Origin of the sequence: Streptomyces sp. NBC_00259 (assembly GCF_036181745.1) — a bacterium.
GTDB lineage: Bacteria > Actinomycetota > Actinomycetes > Streptomycetales > Streptomycetaceae > Streptomyces > Streptomyces pratisoli.
The window spans coordinates 1835101-1854308 of record NZ_CP108080.1; the positions used below are offsets into that span (position 1 = coordinate 1835101).

A 19208-nucleotide genomic window follows, 5' to 3' on the forward strand; every position below is an offset into this window, starting at 1 on the left:
TCGCTGGGTGGTCGGCCCGGCCGAGCCTAGCGGCCGGGCTGTCGGTCAGCGTCCGAGAAGTGTGGTGAGCGCCCCCACCGGGTCCTCGTCGGGTATGCCTCGGGGCCACCAGTCGTCACGGCCGGGGTCCGACTCGTACCCGTACCACAACCCGTCCCGGCCCAGGCGCAGTTGGAGGGACGGGGTGGAGAGGCGGTTGCGCCGGGGTCGGAAGTGCGGGAAGTCCGCGGCGATCAGGGCCGGCCGAGCCCGGTCGAACGGGCCGGCCGGGGGGTCCCACTCGTCCTCCAGCGCGGCCAGGCCCGCACGGCCTCCCTGGCGCCAGGCGGCCACGGCGCGGGCGAGGTCGGTGGGGGTACGGCCGGTGGCGCGGGCGAGTGCCGTGTACAGGGCGCGGGTGGACGCGGTGAGACCGGAGCCGGGGTGGGCGGCGGCCAGCCGGACCGCGTCCTGCCAGGCGCTGAGGCCGGCGATGGGGTCGTGGCCGGTGTGCAGGGTGGTGTGGGCACGGGCCGAGGCCTCGGAGGCGAGGAGGTCGAGGGCGAGCGGATCGAGGGGGGCATACCCCGGGCCGGAGGCCGCGGGGGCGTCGGCCACGCCCGCGGCCCGCGGGTAGACCGGTGGGCGCCCGGGGTGCGCCGGAACGGGCAGCGGGGGCGGGAGCGGTGGCAGCGTGCGCGGGGCGAGGGCGTCACGCGCGCGGACCGTCGCGAGGGCGGGCGCGCCGCCGTGCCCCTCGTCCGGGCCCGCTCCGGTGCTCCGCCCCGCCTCGCTCCCGTCGGCCGGGCTCCGTGCCGCGCTGCCGCGTTCCGCAGCGGCGCGGGTCGCGTTGCGGCGGGTGAGCTCGGCGAGAACCTCCTGCTCGCCGCGGCCGCGCATGAGGAACAGCACGAACGGGTCCTCGTCGAGGATCCTGGCCGTCTGATAGCAGAGGGCGGCCGCGTGCTTGCAGGGGAACCCGTCGTCGGGGCACGAGCAGTCGGGGATCAGATCGCCGGGGACGGGCAGCAGATCGGCGGCGTTGGCCAGGGCGTGCGGAACGTCCTTGTCGAGCAGGGCCGCGATGTGATCGGGCCGGGCGGCGGCGGTGTCCAGGAGCCGCTCCCAGTCGTCGTCCCCGAGGGGCCGCAGCCGGATCTCCGCACGGTAGGGACGCGGCCGGGAGCCGTGGACATACGCCACGACCCTGCCGGGCGTGACGGTGATCGCGTCGACCTGGCCGCGTCCCGCGTAGGCGCGGCCGCGGGCGAGGCGGGCCGGGTCCAGGGCCGTGTCCTCCAGCGCCTCGACCCAGGCGTTGCCCCACCAGGACGCGGCGAGGGTCTCGTCGCCGGAGCGCGGGGCGAGGGCGGGGAACGTGCGCCGCCGGTCGTCGGCCCTGCTCGGCGACGCGCGGCCGGGCCGGTCCGTGCGACGGGCGGCCGGCCCGGGGCGACCGGATGACGCGGGGCTCATGACGGCCTCCTCAGGGAGACGAGATCGGCCAGCTCCCGGTCGGTGAGCTCGGTCAGCGCGGCCTCACCGGAGCCGAGCACCGCGTCCGCGAGCGCCCGCTTGGCGAGCAGCATCTCGGCGATGCGGTCCTCGACGGTGCCTTCGGCGATGAGGCGGTGGACCTGGACCGGCTGGGTCTGGCCGATGCGATAGGCCCGGTCGGTCGCCTGGTCCTCCACCGCCGGGTTCCACCAGCGGTCGTAGTGGACGACATGGCCGGCGCGGGTCAGGTTCAGCCCGGTGCCCGCGGCCTTCAGCGAGAGGATGAAGACGGGGACCTCGCCGGACTGGAAGCGGTCCACCATCCTGTCCCGCTCCGGCACGGGGGTGGCGCCGTGCAGCAGCTGGGAGGGGATCGCTCGGGACGTGAGATGGGCGGAGATGAGCCGCGCCATCGACACGTACTGGGTGAAGACCAGCACGGAGCCGTCCTCGGCGAGGATCGTGCCGAGCAGTTCGTCGAGCAGGGCGAGCTTGCCCGAGCGGGCGGTGAGCCGGGCGCCGTCCTCCTTCAGATACTGCGCCGGGTGGTTGCAGATCTGCTTGAGCGAGGTGAGCAGCTTCATGATCAGCCCGCGGCGTGCGATGCCTTCGGCGGTCTCGATCTGCGCCATCGTCTCGCGCACGACCGCCTCGTACAGCGACGCCTGTTCACGGGTCAGCGGCACGGGATGGTCGGACTCGGTCTTGGGCGGCAGCTCCGGCACGATGCCGGGGTCGCTCTTCTTCCGCCGCAGCAGGAAGGGGCGCACGAGACGGGAGAGGCGCTCGACGGCCTCCTCGTTCTCGACGTGCTCGTTGTTCTCGACGGCGCGGGCGTGGCGGGCGCGGAAGGACTTCAGCGGGCCGAGCAGCCCAGGGGTGGTCCAGTCGAGGAGGGACCAGAGCTCGGAGAGGTTGTTCTCCACGGGGGTGCCGGTGAGGGCGACGCGGGCCGGTGCGGGGATGGTGCGCAGGGCCCTGGCGGTCGCGGAGAAGGGATTCTTGACGTGCTGCGCCTCGTCCGCGACGACCATGTCCCACTCGCGGGCGGCGAGGTCTTCGGCGCTCGTACGCATCGTGCCGTAGGTGGTGAGGACGAAGCCGCCGGGTCCGGTGTCGAGGTCGCGCTCCTGGCCGTGGAAGCGGCGCACGGGCACTCCGGGCGCGAACCGGGTGATCTCCCGCTGCCAGTTGCCCAGCAGGGAGGCCGGGCAGACGACGAGTGTGGGCGCGGTGCGGCCGCGGTGCTCGGCGCGGTGCAGATGGAGCGCGATGACCGTGACGGTCTTGCCGAGGCCCATGTCGTCGGCGAGGCAGCCGCCGAGGCCGAGTGAGGTCATGAGGTCCAGCCAGGCGAGACCGCGCAGCTGGTAGTCGCGCAGGGTGGCGTCGAGGCCTGTGGGCCGGGCGAGGACGGCGGGGCCCTCGGTGAGGCGGTCGCGCAGGGCGGCCAGGGCGCCCTCGGGGACGGCTTCGACGGTCTCGCCGTCCACCTCGGCGGTGCCGGTGAGCGCCACGGCCAGCGCGTCGACCGGCCCCAGCAGCCCCAGCTCCCGCTTGCGTGCCTTGCGTACGAGATCCGGGTCGACCACCACCCACTGGTCGCGCAGCCGCACGACAGGGCGGTGCGATTCGGCGAGCGCGTCCATCTCGCGCTCGGTGAGCGGGTCTCCGTCCAGCGCCAGCTGCCAGTTGAAGCGGAGGAGCTGCTCGCTGTCGAAGAACGGGGTGCCGTCGGTGGCGGAGCCGGGCGCGGGCGAGCGGACGACCGCGGCCGCGCTGAGCGTCCTGGCGAGCTCCCTGGGCCAGTGCACGGCGACCCCCGCGGCGCCGAGCCGGGCGGCGGCCTCGCCCAGCAGTTCGTACAGCTCGTCCTCGGTGAGCGGCAGCACGTCGGGGACGTCGCGCTCCATGAGCCGGCCGAGCGGGGGCCAGACGCGGGCCGCGCGGCGCAGCGCGAGCACGGCGTCGATCCGGGCGCGCGGCCCGAAGTGGTCATCGCCCTCGCCCGCCCACAGCCGGGCCGCGTCGAGGATCACGGTCGGGTCGGCGAGGCTGTGGACCTGCACGAGCGCGGCGCCCGCCTGCCGCTCGTCGCCGCCCTCCTCGCCGAGGTCGAACAGCTCGTACGCGGAGAGGTCGAGGCGGAGCGAGATCCGTACGCCCGCGTCCATCCCGGCGGCGGCCTCCGCCGCCCACTCCCGGGCGCCCGGCAGATGCTGCGGCGCCGTGGCGGCGAACGGCCGGCCCGCGGCGTGCTCGGCGGCGGGGGTGCGGGGCAGGGTGTCCGCGACCGCGTCCAGGAACGACCTGATCAGCGCCTCGGGCTCGGGCAGCCGGAGCGGGCGCGGACCGGGCAGCGGCGTGGCGTGCGCCTCGTACGGCATGGCGGCGGCGATGGCGCGGAGGTGGGCGATGTCGTCGGCGTCGAGCGGGCCGGCCCGCCAGGCGTCGTGGTCGGTGGGCGTCAGCCCGGGCAGCAGCCTGCCTCGCGCGGCGAGGTGCAGGGCGTGCAGGGCGGCGGCGCCCCAGGAGGCGGTGGCGGGGTGTGCCGCCGCGTCGTGCCGGGCGCGCGCGAGCAGGGGCACGGCCTCGGCGACGGACAGCAGCACCGCGGGCACGGTGCGGCCGCGGACCCCGGCTCCGTGCTGCCGTACGACGGTGATCTCACCGGAGACGCCCGGGGTCCCGTCCCCGTCGGGCGCCGGCAGTCCGTCCGGGCTCCAGAAGGCGACCCGCCCGTCCCGGGGCAGCGCGGCCGGAAGGAACACCGCGGCACGGGTGTGCAGCATGCGTGGGTCGCCTCCCTCCCCGACGGGTCGTGCCAGGCGCACGCCGACTCGGAGCGCCATGGATCCACGACCTTACGGGCAGGCTCTGACAACGCCGCTGACCTGCGGCGCAGCACCCGGTTCGCCGCCGCCCGAGGGCCCTGCCGCCGGCAACCGGTCCGGTCGGGCCGCCCTTGCGGCGACGCGCCGTCTCCCTACCGGGGCCCGTCGCCGAGGGATTCGTGGCCTCCGTGTGCCGGGTCGCTCAGGGCCGCGGGGCTTTCCGGGACGACCGGCAGCGGGCCGCTCGCCATGGTCGGGATCGCCGTCGAGTTCGTCGTCGAGTTCGTCGCCGGCGCGTTCGTCAGTGGTGGCTTCTCCGGTGGTTCCTCCTGGCGCCGCTCCGGCTGCGGGGCGGGCTGCGCGCCCCGTTCCAGGAAGCGCAGCAGCTCCACCGGAATGGGGAGCACCAGGGTGGAGTTCTTCTCCGCGGCCACCGCCATCACGGTCTGCAACAGGCGCAGTTGCAGGGCGGAGGGCGTGTCGGCCATCTGGCGCGCCGCCTCGGCCAGCTTCTTGGACGCCTGGAGTTCCGCGTCCGCGTTGATGACCCGGGCCCGCCGTTCCCGGTCCGCCTCCGCCTGGCGCGCCATCGAGCGTTTCATCGTCTCGGGCAGCGAGACGTCCTTGATCTCCACACGGTCGACGCTCACGCCCCATCCGAGGGCGGGGCTGTCGATCATCAGCTCGAGGCCCTGGTTGAGCTTCTCCCGGTTGGACAGGAGGTCGTCCAGCTCGCTCTTTCCGATGATCGACCGCAGCGATGTCTGGGCCATCTGCGAGACGGCGAACCGGTAGTCCTCGACCGTGACGAGCGCGTCGGCGGCGTCCACCACCTTGAAGTAGACGACGGCGTCCACCCTGACGGTGACGTTGTCCCTGCTGATGCCCTCCTGTGCGGGCACCGGCATCGTCACGATCTGCATGTTCACCTTGTGCAGCCGGTCCACGATCGGAACGATCATGGTGAATCCGGGTCCGCGCACGCGGCCCCGGAGCCGGCCGAGGCGGAACACCACGCCTCGTTCGTACTGCTTGATGACCCTGGCCGCGGCCAGGCCGTACACGACGCACGCGGTCCCTGCCGCGAATCCCGCCGCCACCAGCTCTTCGACCATCACTGCACCCCCTGCAGTCCCTGCGTCCGGGAGTTTCGGTCTCTGACTCAACGGTATGGCTGATTTCAACGGTATTCCTGTCCCGACCCGTGGTCGAGCGTCGCGCACCGCCCGGATCCCCTGAGCGGACGCGCATGGCGTGCGAACCCCGCCGGACGTCCGGCAGGGTTCTGAGCACGAGTCCGCATCACAGACGAGGACGAGCCATGTCCGATCACCGGCGTCCCGGCCTCGCCGCCGGAGCACTGCTCCTGACCGCCGCTGTCGCGGGCTGTTCCGGCCTGGGCCGGACCGCGGTGGGCACCGTCACCTACGAGACCGAGCGGAAAGCCGTCGTCACGGTGTCGAACCCCGGGGTCAACGGCTGCCACCGGTTCTCCTCGGCCGGCGCCGTCCGGATCGAGAACGCCACGATGATCGACATCATCGCGTACCCGACGCCCGACTGTACGGGCAGCAATACGGCGTACATCCCGACGACGCTGTTCGACAACATCGTCCCCGGCGACCCGCCCTGGCGCAGCTACTCCCTCGTCCACTGAGCACCGCCGGGAGCCTGCCCGGCGGTGCTCGGTGCCCCGGCCTCACAGCCGCCGGCGGGCCAGCGCGACCAGCTCGGTGTTGTGGTGCCGCCTGACCCAGGCGACGGCTGCGAGCGGCAGCGCCACCAGCACCGGCGTGATCGCGTACTGTCCGTCGAACACGGTCAGCTGGGTCACGAACGCCCCGGTCATCAGGCCGATCAGCGCCAGCGCGGAGATCCCGGAGAGGATCGGGATCACCAGCGCCACCGCGCCCGCGAGCTCCAGCGCGCCGACGGTGTACATGAACCAGTCGCCGAAGCCGATCCTGTCGAAGGACTCCGCGGCCGAGGAGTGCCCGATCAGCTTGGGCGCGGCGCTGGGGACGGCGAGGAAGACGGCGAGCAGGATCTGCAGCGTCAGGACCGTCAGATGCCTGCGGCGGCTGATGCCGGCACCGGCACCCGTGGCGGGCGCGACGGATACGGAGGCGGCGGAGGTGGCGGCGGTGCTGCCCGGGGCGTCGGCGGACATGAGGTCTCCTCGGTAGAGCGTGCGTGTGGGCTTGCACGGAGTGAGACCGGGGGCACGCCCTGAACTCATCGCCGCTCAGCTCATCGCCGCTCAGCTCATCGCCGCGCCACTCATCGCCGCACCCACCACCGGCTCAACCTCCTGGATCGGGGTACATCCAGGAGTGGAAGAGGCGATTGCCATGCGCACTGGGAGTGAACCGACGACCGCACGCAGTCCTCTGCGGATGCGGTTCTGGCTGAGTGTCTGGGGACTGCTCTGGGCGGCCGCGGGGACGGCGCTCTTCGCGCTCGCGGAGCGCCCGGGCTGGGCGATCGCCTGCGCGGTGCTGTGCCTGATCGTCATGACCGATCTGATGATCGTGGTCCATCGGCTCCATCAGGGTCCGCACTACCAGCCCGGCCCCGACATCCCGCCGTACGAACCGGACCACGGGGACAACAGACAGCGCCGCTGAGGACCAGCCGCTGACGACCGGCTGCTGAGGACCGGCCGCCGAGGATCAGGAGTCGAAGCGGGCCGCTTCCAGGTACTCGGGCTTGGGATCGAGCGCGGCCGCGAGCCGGAAGTGCCGCAGGGCCTGGTCCGGCCGGCCGGAGCGCTGGAAGGTGCGGGCCAGCGCGAAGTGCGCGAAGGCGTTGTCGGGCTCGTGGTCGACTATGTGCTGGAACTCGCGCTCGGCCGCGCGCAGTTGGGCCGCCGCGAAGTAGGCCCGCGCCCGCAGCAGACGAGCCGCTCTGCTCTCCGGGTGCGCGGCGATGACCGAGTCGAGGAGCTTGATCGCCCCGCGCGGGTCCCGCGCCGCGAGCAGGTGCTCGGCCGCGCGGAAGTCGATGACATGGGTCTCCGGGTTCGTCTCGGGCACGCTCGCATCCTTCCCTTCCCCCTGAAGGATTCAACATCGTGCGCCGTGCCTGATTCCCGGCGATCACCGTGCGGTGACCGCCAGCGTCAGCCCGGTGAGCAGCACGATCGCCCCGACGATCATGAAGCCCCGGTCGATACGGGTCCGCTCATGACCGGACAGGACGATCTCACGGGGGTCATCGGGGTCGTACGAGATCCGGACGGTGGAGCCGGGGGTCAGCGGCAGGCCGCGGGTGGGCGGCGCGGGGGCCGGGACCTCCAGGACCCGGCCGTCGGCGGTCTCGTACTGGAGCAGGGGCCGGTCCGCGCCCGGCGGTGCGGCTTTGACGAGGGCGGTGACGACCTGACCGGCGGCGGAGATCCGCCGTGTCCGGTTCAGGCCGTACGCGCCCGCGAGGAGGGCGACGAGCCCGCCGAGGACGGTGAAGCCCGCGAAGACGATCTGCACCGCATCCATGCTGGCACCCGCGCCGCGTGCCGTCCCCGCCCCGGGCGCCCGATTGACGCATCCCTGATGCCCGGCGTCACGGGGAGAAGCGCGGAGGCTACCGGCGGGCGCGCTCGGTCAGTTCCGCCCAGACCTTGCGGACCTGTGGCTCCAGCGCCGCCAGCGGCCCGTCGTTGTCGATGACCAGATCGGCGATCGCCCGCCGCTGCTCGCGCGTGGCCTGCGCGGCCATCCGGGCGCGCGCCTCGGACTCGGTCATCCCGCGCAGCCGTACGAGCCGCTCCAGCTGGGTGTCCGGGGCCGCGTCCACGACGACCACCAGGTCGTACAGCGGGGCGAGACCGTTTTCGGCGAGCAGGGGCACGTCGTGGATCACGACCGAGTCCTGCCCGGCCGCGGCCTCCAGCTCCGCGGACCGCGCCCCGACCAGCGGGTGCACGATCGCGTTGAGCTGCGCCAGCCGGTCGGCGTCCGCGAACACGATGGAGCCGAGCCGGGGCCGGTCGAGGGTGCCCTCGGGGGTGAGGATCTCGGGGCCGAACGCCTCGACGACGGCGGCGAGTCCGGGCGTCCCCGGCTCGACGACCTCGCGGGCGATCTTGTCGGCGTCGATCAGTACGGCGCCGTACGAGACGAGCAGCCGCGACACTTCGCTCTTGCCGGCGCCGATCCCGCCGGTCAGGCCCACCTTCAGCATGAGCGGAAGCTTAGGCGTGCGCACGCGTCAGTGCGCCGCCGGGCCCTGGTACCGGCCGGGCCCCGGATCCACCGTGCCCGTCCCCGGGATCCGTCGGACGGAATCCGTCGGCCCTGTGGGTCCCAGGCTCCGTCGGCCCAGCCGGCCTCAGGATCCGTCCTCCCGCTCGGCCAGGAACTTCTCGAACTCCCTGCCGATCTCGTCCGCGGACGGCAGGTCCACCGGTTCGGCGACCAGGCTGCCGCGTGTCTCCGCGCCGGCGATGGCGTCGTACTGGTGCTCAAGTCCCCGTACCAGGGAGACCAGTTCCTCGTCACCCTCGCCGACCTGCCGCTCGATCTCGGTCTGGGTGCGCTGGGCCTCGGTGCGCAGCGTGTGCGCGATTCCGGGGAGGACCAGTCCGGTGGCGGCCGTGATCGCTTCGAGCGCGGTGAGCGCGGCGTCCGGGTAGGCGGAGCGGGCGATGTAGTGCGGGACGTGGGCGGCGACGCCGAGGACGTCGTGCCCCCACTGCATCAGCCGGTACTCGACGAGGGCTTCGGCGCTGCCCGGCACCTGGGCCTCGTCGAAGGGGCTGCGGTGCCCCGGCATGAGGTCGGTGCGGTTGCCGTGCGGGGTGATGCCGACGGGGCGGGTGTGCGGGACGCCCATCGGGATGCCGTGCATGGTGACCGACAGGCGTACGCCGAGTCGCTCGACGATCTCCCGTACGGCGGCGGCGAAGCGCTCCCACTCGATGTCCGGCTCGGGCCCGGACAGCAGCAGGAACGGTGCGCCGGTGGCGTCCTGGACCAGCCGCACCTCGATGGCCGGGGTCTCGTATCCCGTCCAGCGGTCGCGGCGGAAGGTCAGCAGCGGGCGGCGGGCGCGGTAGTCCACGAGCCGGTCGTGGTCGAAGCGGGCCACCACCTGGTTCGGGAGGGTTCCGAGCAGGGTGTCGACGATCTGCTCGCCCGTCTCGCCCGCGTCGATGTACCCGTCGAAGTGGTACAGCATGACGAGCCCGGCCGACTCCTGTGCCAGCGCCATGTCGACGACTGCCAGTCCCTTCGGCTCCCACTCGTACAAACCCTGCGGATCTTGCGCCATTTTCGCCCCTCCTCCGTGTCAACAGGTCACAACATCACGCACGGTGCGGTCATTCCCGGTGACGGACTGCGGACCCGGAACATGACCGAGGCCCGCTCCCCGGAAGGGGAGCGGGCCTCGGTTCAGGGCCTGATGCCTAGCGGAGAGCGATCAGCTCTGGCCGCCGGCCAGCTTCTCGCGGAGCGCGGCCAGGGCCTCGTCCGACGCCAGGGCGCCGGAGTTGTCGTCCGACTCCGAGGAGTACGAACCACCCTGCGGCGCGGCGGCCGGAGCGGCGGCGCCACCCTCGGCAGCGGCGGCCTCGTCGGCCTCGCGGGACTTGATGACCTGGGCCTGGTGCTGCTCGAAGCGCTGCTGCGCCTCGGCGTACTGGCCCTCCCACGCCTCGCGCTGGGTCTCGAAGCCCTCGAGCCAGTCGTTGGTCTCCGGGTCGAAGCCCTCGGGGTAGATGTAGTTCCCCTGGTCGTCGTACGACGCGGCCATGCCGTACAGCGTCGGGTCGAACTCGACCGAGGCCGGGTCGGCACCGAAGGACTCGTTGGCCTGCTTCAGGGACAGCGAGATCCGGCGACGCTCGAGGTCGATGTCGATGACCTTGACGAAGATCTCGTCGTTGACCTGGACGACCTGCTCCGGGATCTCCACGTGGCGCTCGGCCAGCTCGGAGATGTGGACCAGGCCCTCGATGCCCTCGTCGACGCGCACGAACGCACCGAACGGAACGAGCTTGGTGACCTTACCCGGGACGACCTGACCGATCTGGTGCGTCCGGGCGAACTGCTGCCACGGGTCTTCCTGCGTCGCCTTGAGCGACAGGGAGACGCGCTCGCGGTCCATGTCGACGTCGAGAACCTCGACGGTGACTTCCTGGCCGACCTCGACAACCTCGGAGGGGTGGTCGATGTGCTTCCAGGAGAGCTCGGAGACGTGGACGAGACCGTCGACGCCACCCAGGTCCACGAAGGCACCGAAGTTGACGATCGAGGAGACGACGCCGGAGCGGACCTGACCCTTCTGCAGGGTGGTGAGGAACGTCTGGCGAACCTCGGACTGGGTCTGCTCGAGCCAGGCACGGCGGGACAGGACCACGTTGTTGCGGTTCTTGTCCAGCTCGATGATCTTCGCCTCGAGCTCCTTGCCCACGTAGGGCTGGAGGTCGCGGACACGGCGCATCTCGACGAGAGATGCCGGCAGGAAGCCACGGAGGCCGATGTCGAGGATGAGACCACCCTTGACGACCTCGATGACGGTGCCGGTGACGATGCCGTCCTCTTCCTTGATCTTCTCGATGGTGCCCCAGGCACGCTCGTACTGGGCGCGCTTCTTCGAGAGGATCAGGCGGCCTTCCTTGTCCTCCTTCTGGAGAACAAGGGCCTCGATCTCGTCGCCGACCTTGACGACCTCGTTCGGGTCGACGTCGTGCTTGATCGAGAGCTCGCGGCTCGGGATGACACCTTCGGTCTTGTAACCGATGTCGAGCAGGACCTCGTCCCGGTCGACCTTCACGATGACGCCGTCGACGATGTCGCCGTCGTTGAAGTACTTGATCGTCTCGTCGATCGCGGCGAGGAAGGCTTCCTCGTTACCGATGTCGTTGACCGCAACCTGCGGGGTGGTGGCGGTGGTCTCGGTGCTGCTCGTCATGTGGGAAAGGGCTCCGGTACGGACATTGAAGTCGTAGGTACTGCTACGCCGAGAGCCCGATATCGCAGCTGATGAAGCCGGACAGCCAAGTAAGCGCCCACCCGAAGGGAGAGGCGCCTCGAGAACCGAGGGGACATACAACAGATGCGAGCGCGGCCTGCTACGTCTGAGGCGCGCAAGCCCGCAGCGCAACCTTTAGCATACGGGGACGGCAGGGCACGGTCAATGCGCGAAGGCCCCCACCCGGGGCGGAACGCCGCATACCCGGCACAACTAAGGTTTCCCAAGGCCACGATGGCCGCGCCTCGCTCGTCCGCGACACGACCGCGACACGGCTCGTGCGTGCTTCCGGGCGGGGCATCAGCAACGTACAACGACGGGCGAGATGATCCAAGAGTACGAACCGGAGGCGACCCGGCGTGACGCCGGCGACGCGGAGAGCAGCCGGGCGAGCCGTGGCTGGTGGGACCGGAACGCGGACGAGTACCAGAGCGAGCACGGCACGTTCCTGGGCGACGACCGGTTCGTCTGGGGGCCGGAGGGGCTGGACGAGGCGGAGGCCCGGCTGCTCGGCCCGGCGGAGTCCCTCAGGGGCGCGGACGTCCTGGAGATCGGCGCCGGCGCGGCGCAGTGCTCGCGCTGGCTGGCGGCGCAGGGCGCCCGGCCGGTGGCCATGGACCTGTCGCACCGCCAGCTCCAGCACGCCCTGCGGATCGGCGGCGGCTTCCCGCTCGTCGAGGCCGACGCGGGGGCCCTGCCCTTCGCGGACGGCTCCTTCGACCTGGCGTGCGCCGCCTACGGGGCGGTGCCGTTCGTGTCCGACCCGGTGAAGGTGTTCCGCGAGGTACGGCGGGTCCTGCGGCCGGGCGGACGGTGGGTCTTCTCGGTGACGCACCCGATCCGCTGGGCGTTCCCGGACGAGCCCGGGCCCGAGGGGCTGAGCGTGGCCGCCTCCTATTTCGACCGCACGCCGTACGTCGAACAGGACGAGCGGGGCCGCGCCGTATATGTGGAGCACCACAGGACGATCGGCGACCGGGTGCGTGACGTGGTCGCCGGCGGCTTCCGGCTGGTCGATCTGGTCGAGCCGGAGTGGCCGGCCTGGAACAGCCAGGAGTGGGGCGGCTGGTCCCCGCTGCGCGGGAACCTGATCCCCGGAACGGCGATCTTCGTCTGCGTCCGGGACTGAGGCCGTGATCCGCGAGGACGCCCTGGCCGCGCTGCCCGTACGCACCGCCCTGCCCGCGCTGGAGCGGGCGCTGGACGAGCACGGGTCTGCCGTGCTGTGCGCGCCGCCCGGCACCGGCAAGACGACGCTCGTGCCGCTGGCGCTGGCCGAGCGGGGCGCCCGGGTGGTCGTCGCCGAGCCGCGGCGGATCGCGGCGCGGGCGGCGGCGCGGCGGATGGCGTGGCTGCTGGGAGAGAAGGTGGGCGGCCGGGTCGGTTTCACCGTGCGCGGCGAGCGGGTCGTCGGCCGGGACACCGCGGTCGAGGTGGTCACCACGGGTGTGCTGCTGCAGCGGCTCCAGCGGGACCAGGAACTGGCCGGCGTCGATGTGGTGATCCTCGACGAGTGCCATGAGCGGCACCTGGACGCGGACACGGTGGCCGCGTTCCTGCTGGATGTACGGGAGACCCTGCGGCCCGGACTGCGGCTGGTGGCGGCGTCGGCGACGACGGACGCCGAGGGGTGGGCGCGACTGCTCGGTGACGCGCCGGTCGTCGAGGCCGAGGGCGTCGCGCATCCCGTCGAAGTGGTGTGGGCTCCCCCGGCGCGGCCGGTGCGGCCACCGCACGGGACGAGGGTGGACCCGGCGCTGCTCTCGCATGTCGCGTCGGTGGTCCGGCGTGCGCTGGGCGAGCGCACCGGGGACGTGCTGTGCTTCCTGCCGGGGGTCGGGGAGATCGCCCGGGTCGCCGGGCTGCTCGGGGATGTGGACGCCGAGGTGCTCCAGGTGCACGGGCGGGCGCCGGCGGCGGTGCAGGACGCGGTGCTCTCGCCCGGCCGGGGCCGCAGGGTGGTGCTGGCGACGTCGGTCGCCGAGTCGTCGCTGACCGTTCCGGGGGTGCGTGTCGTCGTGGACTCGGGCCTCGCGCGGGAACCACGTACCGATCATGCGCGGGGCATCGGCTCGCTCACGACGGTCCGGGCCTCGCAGGCGGCGGCCCGCCAGCGGGCCGGCCGGGCGGGGCGTGAGGCGCCTGGTGCGGTCTACCGCTGCTGGCCGGAGGCGGAGGACGGCCGGCTCCCCCGTTTCCCCGCGCCGGAGATCCAGGTCGCGGATCTGACCGCGTTCGCGCTCCAGGCGGCGTGCTGGGGCGACCCGGACGCGTCCGGGCTCGCCCTGCTGGACCCGCCGCCGGGCGGGGCGATGGCCGCCGCCCGCTCGGTCCTGTCCGCGATCGGCGCGGTCGACGCGTCGGGCCGGGTGACCGGCCGCGGCGTCCGTATGTCCCGCCTCGGCGTCCATCCCCGTCTCGCGCGGGCCCTGGTGGACGGCGCGCCCGAGGTGGGTGCCCGCCGCGCCGCCGAGGTCGTGGCCCTGCTGAGCGAGGAGCCGCCGCGCGAGTACGGCGACGACCTGGCGGCGGCCTGGCGCACGGCGCGCCGCGGGGGTGACGCGTACGGCGCGCGGTGGCGTACGGAGGCGGGGCGGCTGGCGCGGTCGGCCGAGGCGGGGGGCTCCGCCCCTGGTTCCCCGGCAGGCGCCACGGGTCGGGACTCCTCGGTGTCCGGGGCGCGCGGCGCACGGGCGGAACGCGGGGCGGGGCCGGCGGAGGGCCACCTCTCCGATGACACGGTCGCCGGTTTCGTCGCCGCGCTCGCCTTCCCGGAGCGGGTCGCGCGGGCGCGGGGCGAGGCGGCGTATCTGATGGCCTCCGGGACCGGTGCGGAGCTGGGCGAGCGCTCGCGGCTGCGGAGCGCGCCATGGCTGGCGGTGGCCGTGGCGGACCGGCAGGCGCAGGCCGCGTCCGCACGGGTGCGGCTCGCCGCCGTCGTGGACGAGGACACCGCGCGTACCGCCGCGGCGCATCTGCTGAGCAGGGGCGAGGAAGTGCACTGGGAGGACGGTGACGTCGTCGCCCGGCACGTGGAGCGGCTCGGCGCGGTGGAGCTGTCCGTGCGTCCGCTGAAGGAGCCGGGGCCCGGTCTCGTCAGGGACGCGCTGCTGGAGGGGCTCGGTCGTGAAGGGCTCGGGCTGCTCGCCTGGTCACGGGACGCCGGGGCGCTGCGGCAGCGGCTCGGCTTTCTGCACCGGGCGCTGGGCGCGCCCTGGCCCGATGTGTCGGACGCGGCCCTGCTGGAGCGCGCCGGGGACTGGCTGGAGCCGGAGCTGTCCCGGGCCCGGCGCCGGGCCGATCTCGCCCGGGTCGACGCCGGACAGTCGCTCCGACGGCTGCTGCCCTGGGCCACCGGTGAGGCGGTGCGCCTCGACGAGCTCGCCCCGGAGCGGATCGAGGTGCCCAGCGGGTCCCGGATCCGGGTCGACTACTCCGCCGAGCAGCCGGTGCTGGCGGTGAAGCTCCAGGAGTTGTTCGGGCTGCACGAGACGCCGCGCGTCGCCGGGGTTCCCGTACTCGTCCATCTGCTCTCCCCCGCCGGGCGGCCGGCGGCCGTCACCGCCGATCTGGCCTCGTTCTGGCGCGACGGTTACCGGGCCGTGCGCGCGGAGTTGCGCGGCCGCTATCCGAGGCACCCCTGGCCCGAGGACCCGACGACGGCCACGCCGACGCGAGGTGTGAAGCGCTGACGTGGCCGGTGCCCGGGGCGGGCACCGTGGTCAGACCCCGACGGGCTCGGGGCGCCGCTCCGCGACGGGGTCGTCGTCGGGCCGGCGCGAGCGGGCTTCCAGATAGAGGGAGAGAGCGAGCAGTGCGGCGCCGAGGGTCAGGAATCCCCATGGCAGATACGAGGTGAGCAGGAGCACCAGCGTGCGGTTCGACGACACCAGGCCGACGGTGTAGTCGACGTAGTCCTCGCGCATCTTGACGTGCCCGGAGAACGCGGTGACCTTCTCACGGCCGCCGAGCAGTGAACCGCCGCGCAGTTCCTCGGTGTGGATCTCCTCGCCGTTGACGGGCGCACCGGTGACCGGTTCGACCCAGAACATGCGCTTGGTGGTGTACCAGCGGGTCGTGCCGGTCTGCTTCTCCAGCGTCGTGGCGTCGATGCCGGGCATCGGCAGCTTCTTCGGGTACGGCACCTTGGTCCACGGGATCGTCTGCTCGAAGTAGTAGACCTCCATGCCCCGGAAGTCCCGCGTCCCCTTGTAGTGGATGGGGGCGGAGGTACGGGTCTGGGCGTCGAAGTACTCGTAGTCCCGCTTCTCGGTCAGGAAGGGCCACTTGAACTCGATGCCCTCACGCCGTACCGCGTCGCCGTCGACCATCTCGCCGGTCGCGTGCACGGGGTCCTGGGTGTGGGCGTCGAAGATGTAGCGCTCGGGGATCTGGGAGACCATCTGGCCGTCGGGGCCCTGGACGTAGGAGAGCGAGTCCCAGACGACGACGTCACGGCCCGCGTCGCGCTCGATCTTCGCCGACTCCTCGACGTTGCCCTTGAGGGTCTGCACGATGGTGACCTTCTCGACCTGCTTCGCCTGCATCGTGTCGTACTGCAGCAGCGTCGCGGGCTTCGCCTCGAGCACCATCTCCTGGTACTGGCTCGGCGGGATCTTCGCCAGCCGGGGGAAGGCGTACCAGCGCATCACCGGCGCGAGGGCGGCGAAGAAGACGGCGAAGGACAGGAGGACGAGGCTGGCTTTGCGGCGCATGGCGGCTGGTCCTCCCGCTACTTCTTGGGACCGGGGACGGTGGTGTACAGCGGCTTGGGCGAGGTCTCCCCGGGCGGTACGTCGAGCACCGAGACGAGCAGCACGACGAGGAGCACAGGGGCCAGCCCGATGGCGGCGGCGACGAGGGCGCGCATGGTCGGCCTCCCGGGTGCGCGGATCTGATACGGCGTCAGGACGGCAGGGCGGAGGCACCGTAGCAACGCGGCCGCGAGATGAGAACAGCTCGCACCGCACACGACGTCGCTCACGACGCCGCTCACGCTGCGGGGCATGGCACCGGGCACGGCGGCGGACATGGCGCCGGGCTCGGAGCCGGGCATGACGCCGGACTTCGAGCCGGACATGACGCCGCCCCTCCACCGGGCAGAGGTGAAGGGGCGGCACGCCGTGCGTGGTGCGTGTGCGCTACCGACTCAGGTGGCCGGACTCGGGGTCGGGGTCGGCGTCGGGGCCGGTGCGACCTTCAGTTCGACGGTCAGCGTCGCGCCGCCCTCGGTCGTCAGTCGCAGCAGGAACGTGCCGGTGTACTCGTCGGAGAAGATCTTCGGCAGGACGAGCACACCGTCGGCGTCGGTCTTCAGCTCCGTCAGGGTACGGACCGCCTTGCCGTCCGCGTCCTTGAAGTACGGGCCCTTGGTGTTCTCGGCCGGGTCGTCGGCCGCGGTGATCATCGTGGCGGTGACCGCCACCCCGGCCGCCACCGCGCCCTTGAACGTGGCCTTGACCTCGACCGGGTCGGCGAACTCGCCGCCGGGCGCCGCCGTCAGCTCCTTGTCCCCGGTCCGCGCGAGCGCGTCGGCCTGGCGCGGGCTCACGGTGGCGACGTAGTCGATGCGGGGCAGGGGGCGTCCGGCGACGGTGACGCGGAGGGTGAAGTCGCCGGTCTTCTCGCCCGCCGTCAGCGCCGGGGCGACGGCGATGCCGCCGGTGCCGGTACGGACGACCACGGCGGTGCGGTTGCCGGAGAACCGGGCACCGGTGTCACCGACGATCTCGAAGACGAGGTCGGCCCCGACGACGGACTGGCCCGAACGGTTCTTGGCACGGACCTTCGGCAGCTCCGTGAACTCGCCGCCGGCGGTGGCGGTGGGGTGTCCGGTGCCCGCGTTCTCGATCCCGAAGACCGTCGCGGTGGGCGGCGGGGTCGGCGTGGGGGTCGGCGTGCCGGGCTGGGAGGGCTGCGGGGGCTGCGGGGTGGGGCTGGGCGAACCGCCGGGGTTCGACGGGGAGGGCGAGGGGCCGGGCGTGCCGCCCGGGGTGGGCGGGGCGGTCGGCGTGGGGCTCGCGCCGGTGCCGCGGTCGCTGCGGTCGGTCGGCAGTACGCCCGTACCGTCCGGGACCTGGTGCGTGCCCTTCTTGTAGTACTCGAACCACGTCATGACCGTCCGCAGGTACTCCCGCGAATGGTTGTAGCTCAGGATCGCCCGGTCCAGGTCGGCCTGGACCGACAGGTCACGGCCGCCCGCGCACAGGTACTTTCCGGCGGCGAGGGCGGCGTCGTAGATGTTGTTCGGGTCCTTGCTGCCGTCGCTGTTGGCGTCCTGGCCCCAGGTGGCCCACGTCGACGGGATGAACTGCATCGGGCCGACGGCACGGTCATGGGTGCGGTCGCCGTCGTAGGCACCGTTGTCGGTGTCGGAGATGTTGGCGAAACCGACGCCGTTGAGGACCGGGCCGAGGATCGGGGTGAGCGTGGTGCCGTTGGCGTCGACACGGCCGCCGCGCGCCTGGCCGGATTCGACCTTGCCGATCGCGGCGAGCAGTTGCCAGGGGAGGCGGCAGGCGGGGTCGCTGCTCGCGAGGGTCTGCTCCGCCTGCTTGTACGCGGCGAGCACCGTGGCCGGAATGCCCGCTTCCGCCGGACCCGCCACGGGGAGAGCGGGAGCAGCACCCGGCTTGTTCGGACTGTTCAGCGGCGGCAGATCCGTGTAGTACGGGGAGTTGCCGGTGGCCGAGGACTCCGGTGGCGCGGTCGATTCGGACGTCGGGTTGTCACTGTCGTTGCCGACGGATGTGACCCCCGGGGCCTGCGACGCGGAGAGCGCGGCCACCGCGGCCGCTGCCACCGCCGTCGTGGCGGCCCCCCTGCGCAGTCGGCGGCCGAATTGCGCTGCCATACGTCTGTTCCCTCCCCGTCGGCGACTGTTCGCGCTCCCCGCGCAATGTCCCGGGTGACACTACGGCAACTCGCGGCGCCGTAACACAGGTCCCCCGGCCGCTCTTGCCGCTGTTCACCTCCCGGCCGTCCGCGGTATGCGGAACCGCGCGTTCGTATGGCGGACGGTCAGCTTCCCGCATACTGGTCCGCATTGTTCGCAGATGGTCCTACGGGGGCGCCATGCCATTCACACTCAGCCATGCCGCGGCGGTTCTGCCCGGGATCCGGAGGAACGGCACGGCGCGAGGCCCGCTGTTCGCCTCGGCGCTCGTCGCGGGTTCCTTCGCGCCCGATATGACGTACTTCGCGGCCAGCGTGCGTCCTGAGGCGATGGAGTTGGGGGGCATGACCCACGGGCCGCTGGGTGTGCTGACCGTCGATGCCGCCATCACCGCGGTGCTGGTGGGGCTCTGGCTGATGGTGCGTGAGCCACTGCTGGCGCTGCTGCCGCGCGGTCGGCAGGGGCAGGTGCACGCCGTGCTGCGGGGCCGCCCCTGGGGCGACCGGCCGCCGTTGGTGGCGGTGCTGTGGCTCTACGTCTCGGCGGTGATCGGGGCGACGACGCACATCGTGTGGGACTCGTTCACCCACTTCGACCGCTGGGGCACACGGACCCTGCCCGTGCTGGCCGAATCCGTCGCCGGATTCCCCCTCTACACGTACACGCAGTACGGCAGTTCGGCACTGGCGCTGATCGCTCTCGTCTGGTTCACCACCTCGGCGCTGCGGGCGGTGCCGTCGACGACGCCGGCGCCGCCGTCCGTGCCGCGGATCGGCCGGCGCGGCCGGCAGGCGGCCGCCGCACTGCTGGCGTTCTGTGTCCTCGCCGGGACCGCGCACCGCTGCGTGCGCTGGTACTTGTACTGGGGCCGGATCGACACCCCGCTCGACATCGTCCCGACCGCCTGCTTCGGCGCGGGCGCGGGCCTCGCGGCGGGTGTGGTGCTCTACGCGGCGGCCGTCCGTCTGAGGATGCGCACGGACAGCACCACCACGGACCGGGTCGACCAGCCGGCCTGACGAAGCGGA

17 protein-coding genes are annotated in these 19208 nt (G+C 72.8%); 5 read left to right on the forward strand and 12 right to left on the reverse strand.

Annotated elements, in window-relative coordinates; all coding sequences use genetic code 11:
- Positions 1–45 precede the first annotated feature (45 nt).
- The 3 genes from OG766_RS08265 to OG766_RS08275 form a co-directional block, all read right to left on the reverse strand.
- Entirely contained in the window at positions 46–1455 is a 1410-nt protein-coding gene (locus OG766_RS08265) for an SWIM zinc finger family protein (RefSeq protein WP_328724925.1), read from the reverse strand.
- Positions 1452–4268 (reverse strand): DEAD/DEAH box helicase, encoded by a 2817-nt coding sequence (locus OG766_RS08270; RefSeq protein WP_328724926.1) that lies wholly within the window; start codon positions 4266–4268, stop codon positions 1452–1454. The genes OG766_RS08265 and OG766_RS08270 overlap by 4 nt, the downstream gene beginning before the upstream one ends.
- Before the next feature lie 194 nt (positions 4269–4462).
- Complete coding sequence (locus tag OG766_RS08275) at positions 4463–5425, reverse strand: slipin family protein (RefSeq protein ID WP_328724927.1); 963 nt, start codon at positions 5423–5425, stop codon at positions 4463–4465.
- 206 nt (positions 5426–5631) lie between these two features.
- Between OG766_RS08275 and OG766_RS08280 the strand changes: the two genes are divergently transcribed.
- Positions 5632–5967, forward strand: a complete 336-nt coding sequence (locus tag OG766_RS08280) for a hypothetical protein (protein ID WP_266375014.1) — start codon at positions 5632–5634, stop codon at positions 5965–5967.
- A gap of 42 nt (positions 5968–6009) precedes the next feature.
- Here the strand turns inward: OG766_RS08280 and OG766_RS08285 are convergent, their stop codons facing one another.
- Positions 6010–6480, reverse strand: a complete 471-nt coding sequence (locus OG766_RS08285) for a DoxX family protein (RefSeq protein WP_266375013.1) — start codon at positions 6478–6480, stop codon at positions 6010–6012.
- Positions 6481–6661: 181 nt separating this feature from the next.
- On the opposite strand from OG766_RS08285, the gene OG766_RS08290 reads away from it, so the two are divergent.
- A complete protein-coding gene (locus OG766_RS08290; protein ID WP_266375011.1) occupies positions 6662–6937 on the forward strand; it encodes a DUF6343 family protein in 276 nt (91 codons plus the stop codon).
- A 45-nt stretch (positions 6938–6982) separates the two neighbouring features.
- On the opposite strand, the gene OG766_RS08295 is transcribed toward OG766_RS08290, so the two are convergent.
- The 5 genes from OG766_RS08295 to rpsA form a co-directional block, all read right to left on the reverse strand.
- Positions 6983–7345: a tetratricopeptide repeat protein gene (locus OG766_RS08295; RefSeq protein WP_266375010.1), complete on the reverse strand. Its 363-nt coding sequence runs from the start codon at positions 7343–7345 to the stop codon at positions 6983–6985.
- Between the two features lie 63 nt (positions 7346–7408).
- Positions 7409–7804 (reverse strand): DUF3592 domain-containing protein, encoded by a 396-nt coding sequence (locus tag OG766_RS08300; RefSeq protein ID WP_328724931.1) that lies wholly within the window; start codon positions 7802–7804, stop codon positions 7409–7411.
- 88 nt (positions 7805–7892) lie between these two features.
- Positions 7893–8492 (reverse strand): dephospho-CoA kinase, encoded by a 600-nt coding sequence (coaE, locus tag OG766_RS08305; protein ID WP_266375007.1) that lies wholly within the window; start codon positions 8490–8492, stop codon positions 7893–7895.
- A 147-nt stretch (positions 8493–8639) separates the two neighbouring features.
- Positions 8640–9581 (reverse strand): PAC2 family protein, encoded by a 942-nt coding sequence (locus tag OG766_RS08310; protein ID WP_266375006.1) that lies wholly within the window; start codon positions 9579–9581, stop codon positions 8640–8642.
- Positions 9582–9731: 150 nt separating this feature from the next.
- A complete protein-coding gene (gene rpsA / locus OG766_RS08315) occupies positions 9732–11225 on the reverse strand; it encodes a 30S ribosomal protein S1 (protein ID WP_266375005.1) in 1494 nt (497 codons plus the stop codon).
- Positions 11226–11610: 385 nt separating this feature from the next.
- Between rpsA and OG766_RS08320 the strand changes: the two genes are divergently transcribed.
- On the forward strand, positions 11611–12414 hold the full coding sequence (locus tag OG766_RS08320; RefSeq protein ID WP_266375004.1) for a class I SAM-dependent methyltransferase: 804 nt from the start codon (positions 11611–11613) through the stop codon (positions 12412–12414).
- Between the two features lie 4 nt (positions 12415–12418).
- A complete protein-coding gene (hrpB, locus tag OG766_RS08325; RefSeq protein ID WP_266375003.1) occupies positions 12419–14977 on the forward strand; it encodes an ATP-dependent helicase HrpB in 2559 nt (852 codons plus the stop codon).
- Positions 14978–15007: 30 nt separating this feature from the next.
- Here hrpB and OG766_RS08330 read toward each other — a convergent pair whose 3' ends face one another.
- The 3 genes from OG766_RS08330 to OG766_RS08340 form a co-directional block, all read right to left on the reverse strand.
- A complete protein-coding gene (locus tag OG766_RS08330) occupies positions 15008–16000 on the reverse strand; it encodes a DUF3068 domain-containing protein (RefSeq protein WP_328724932.1) in 993 nt (330 codons plus the stop codon).
- Positions 16001–16017: 17 nt separating this feature from the next.
- Positions 16018–16155, reverse strand: coding sequence for an SPW_0924 family protein (locus OG766_RS08335; protein ID WP_266378135.1), 138 nt, complete (start codon positions 16153–16155; stop codon positions 16018–16020).
- Between the two features lie 279 nt (positions 16156–16434).
- The gene (locus OG766_RS08340) at positions 16435–18138 is read right to left on the reverse strand and encodes a lytic transglycosylase domain-containing protein (protein ID WP_328724934.1); all 1704 of its coding nucleotides are present in this window, start codon (positions 18136–18138) and stop codon (positions 16435–16437) included.
- Between the two features lie 221 nt (positions 18139–18359).
- Here OG766_RS08340 and OG766_RS08345 point away from each other — a divergent pair, with 221 nt between their 5' ends.
- On the forward strand, positions 18360–19199 hold the full coding sequence (locus OG766_RS08345; protein WP_328724936.1) for a DUF4184 family protein: 840 nt from the start codon (positions 18360–18362) through the stop codon (positions 19197–19199).
- Positions 19200–19208 lie beyond the last annotated feature (9 nt).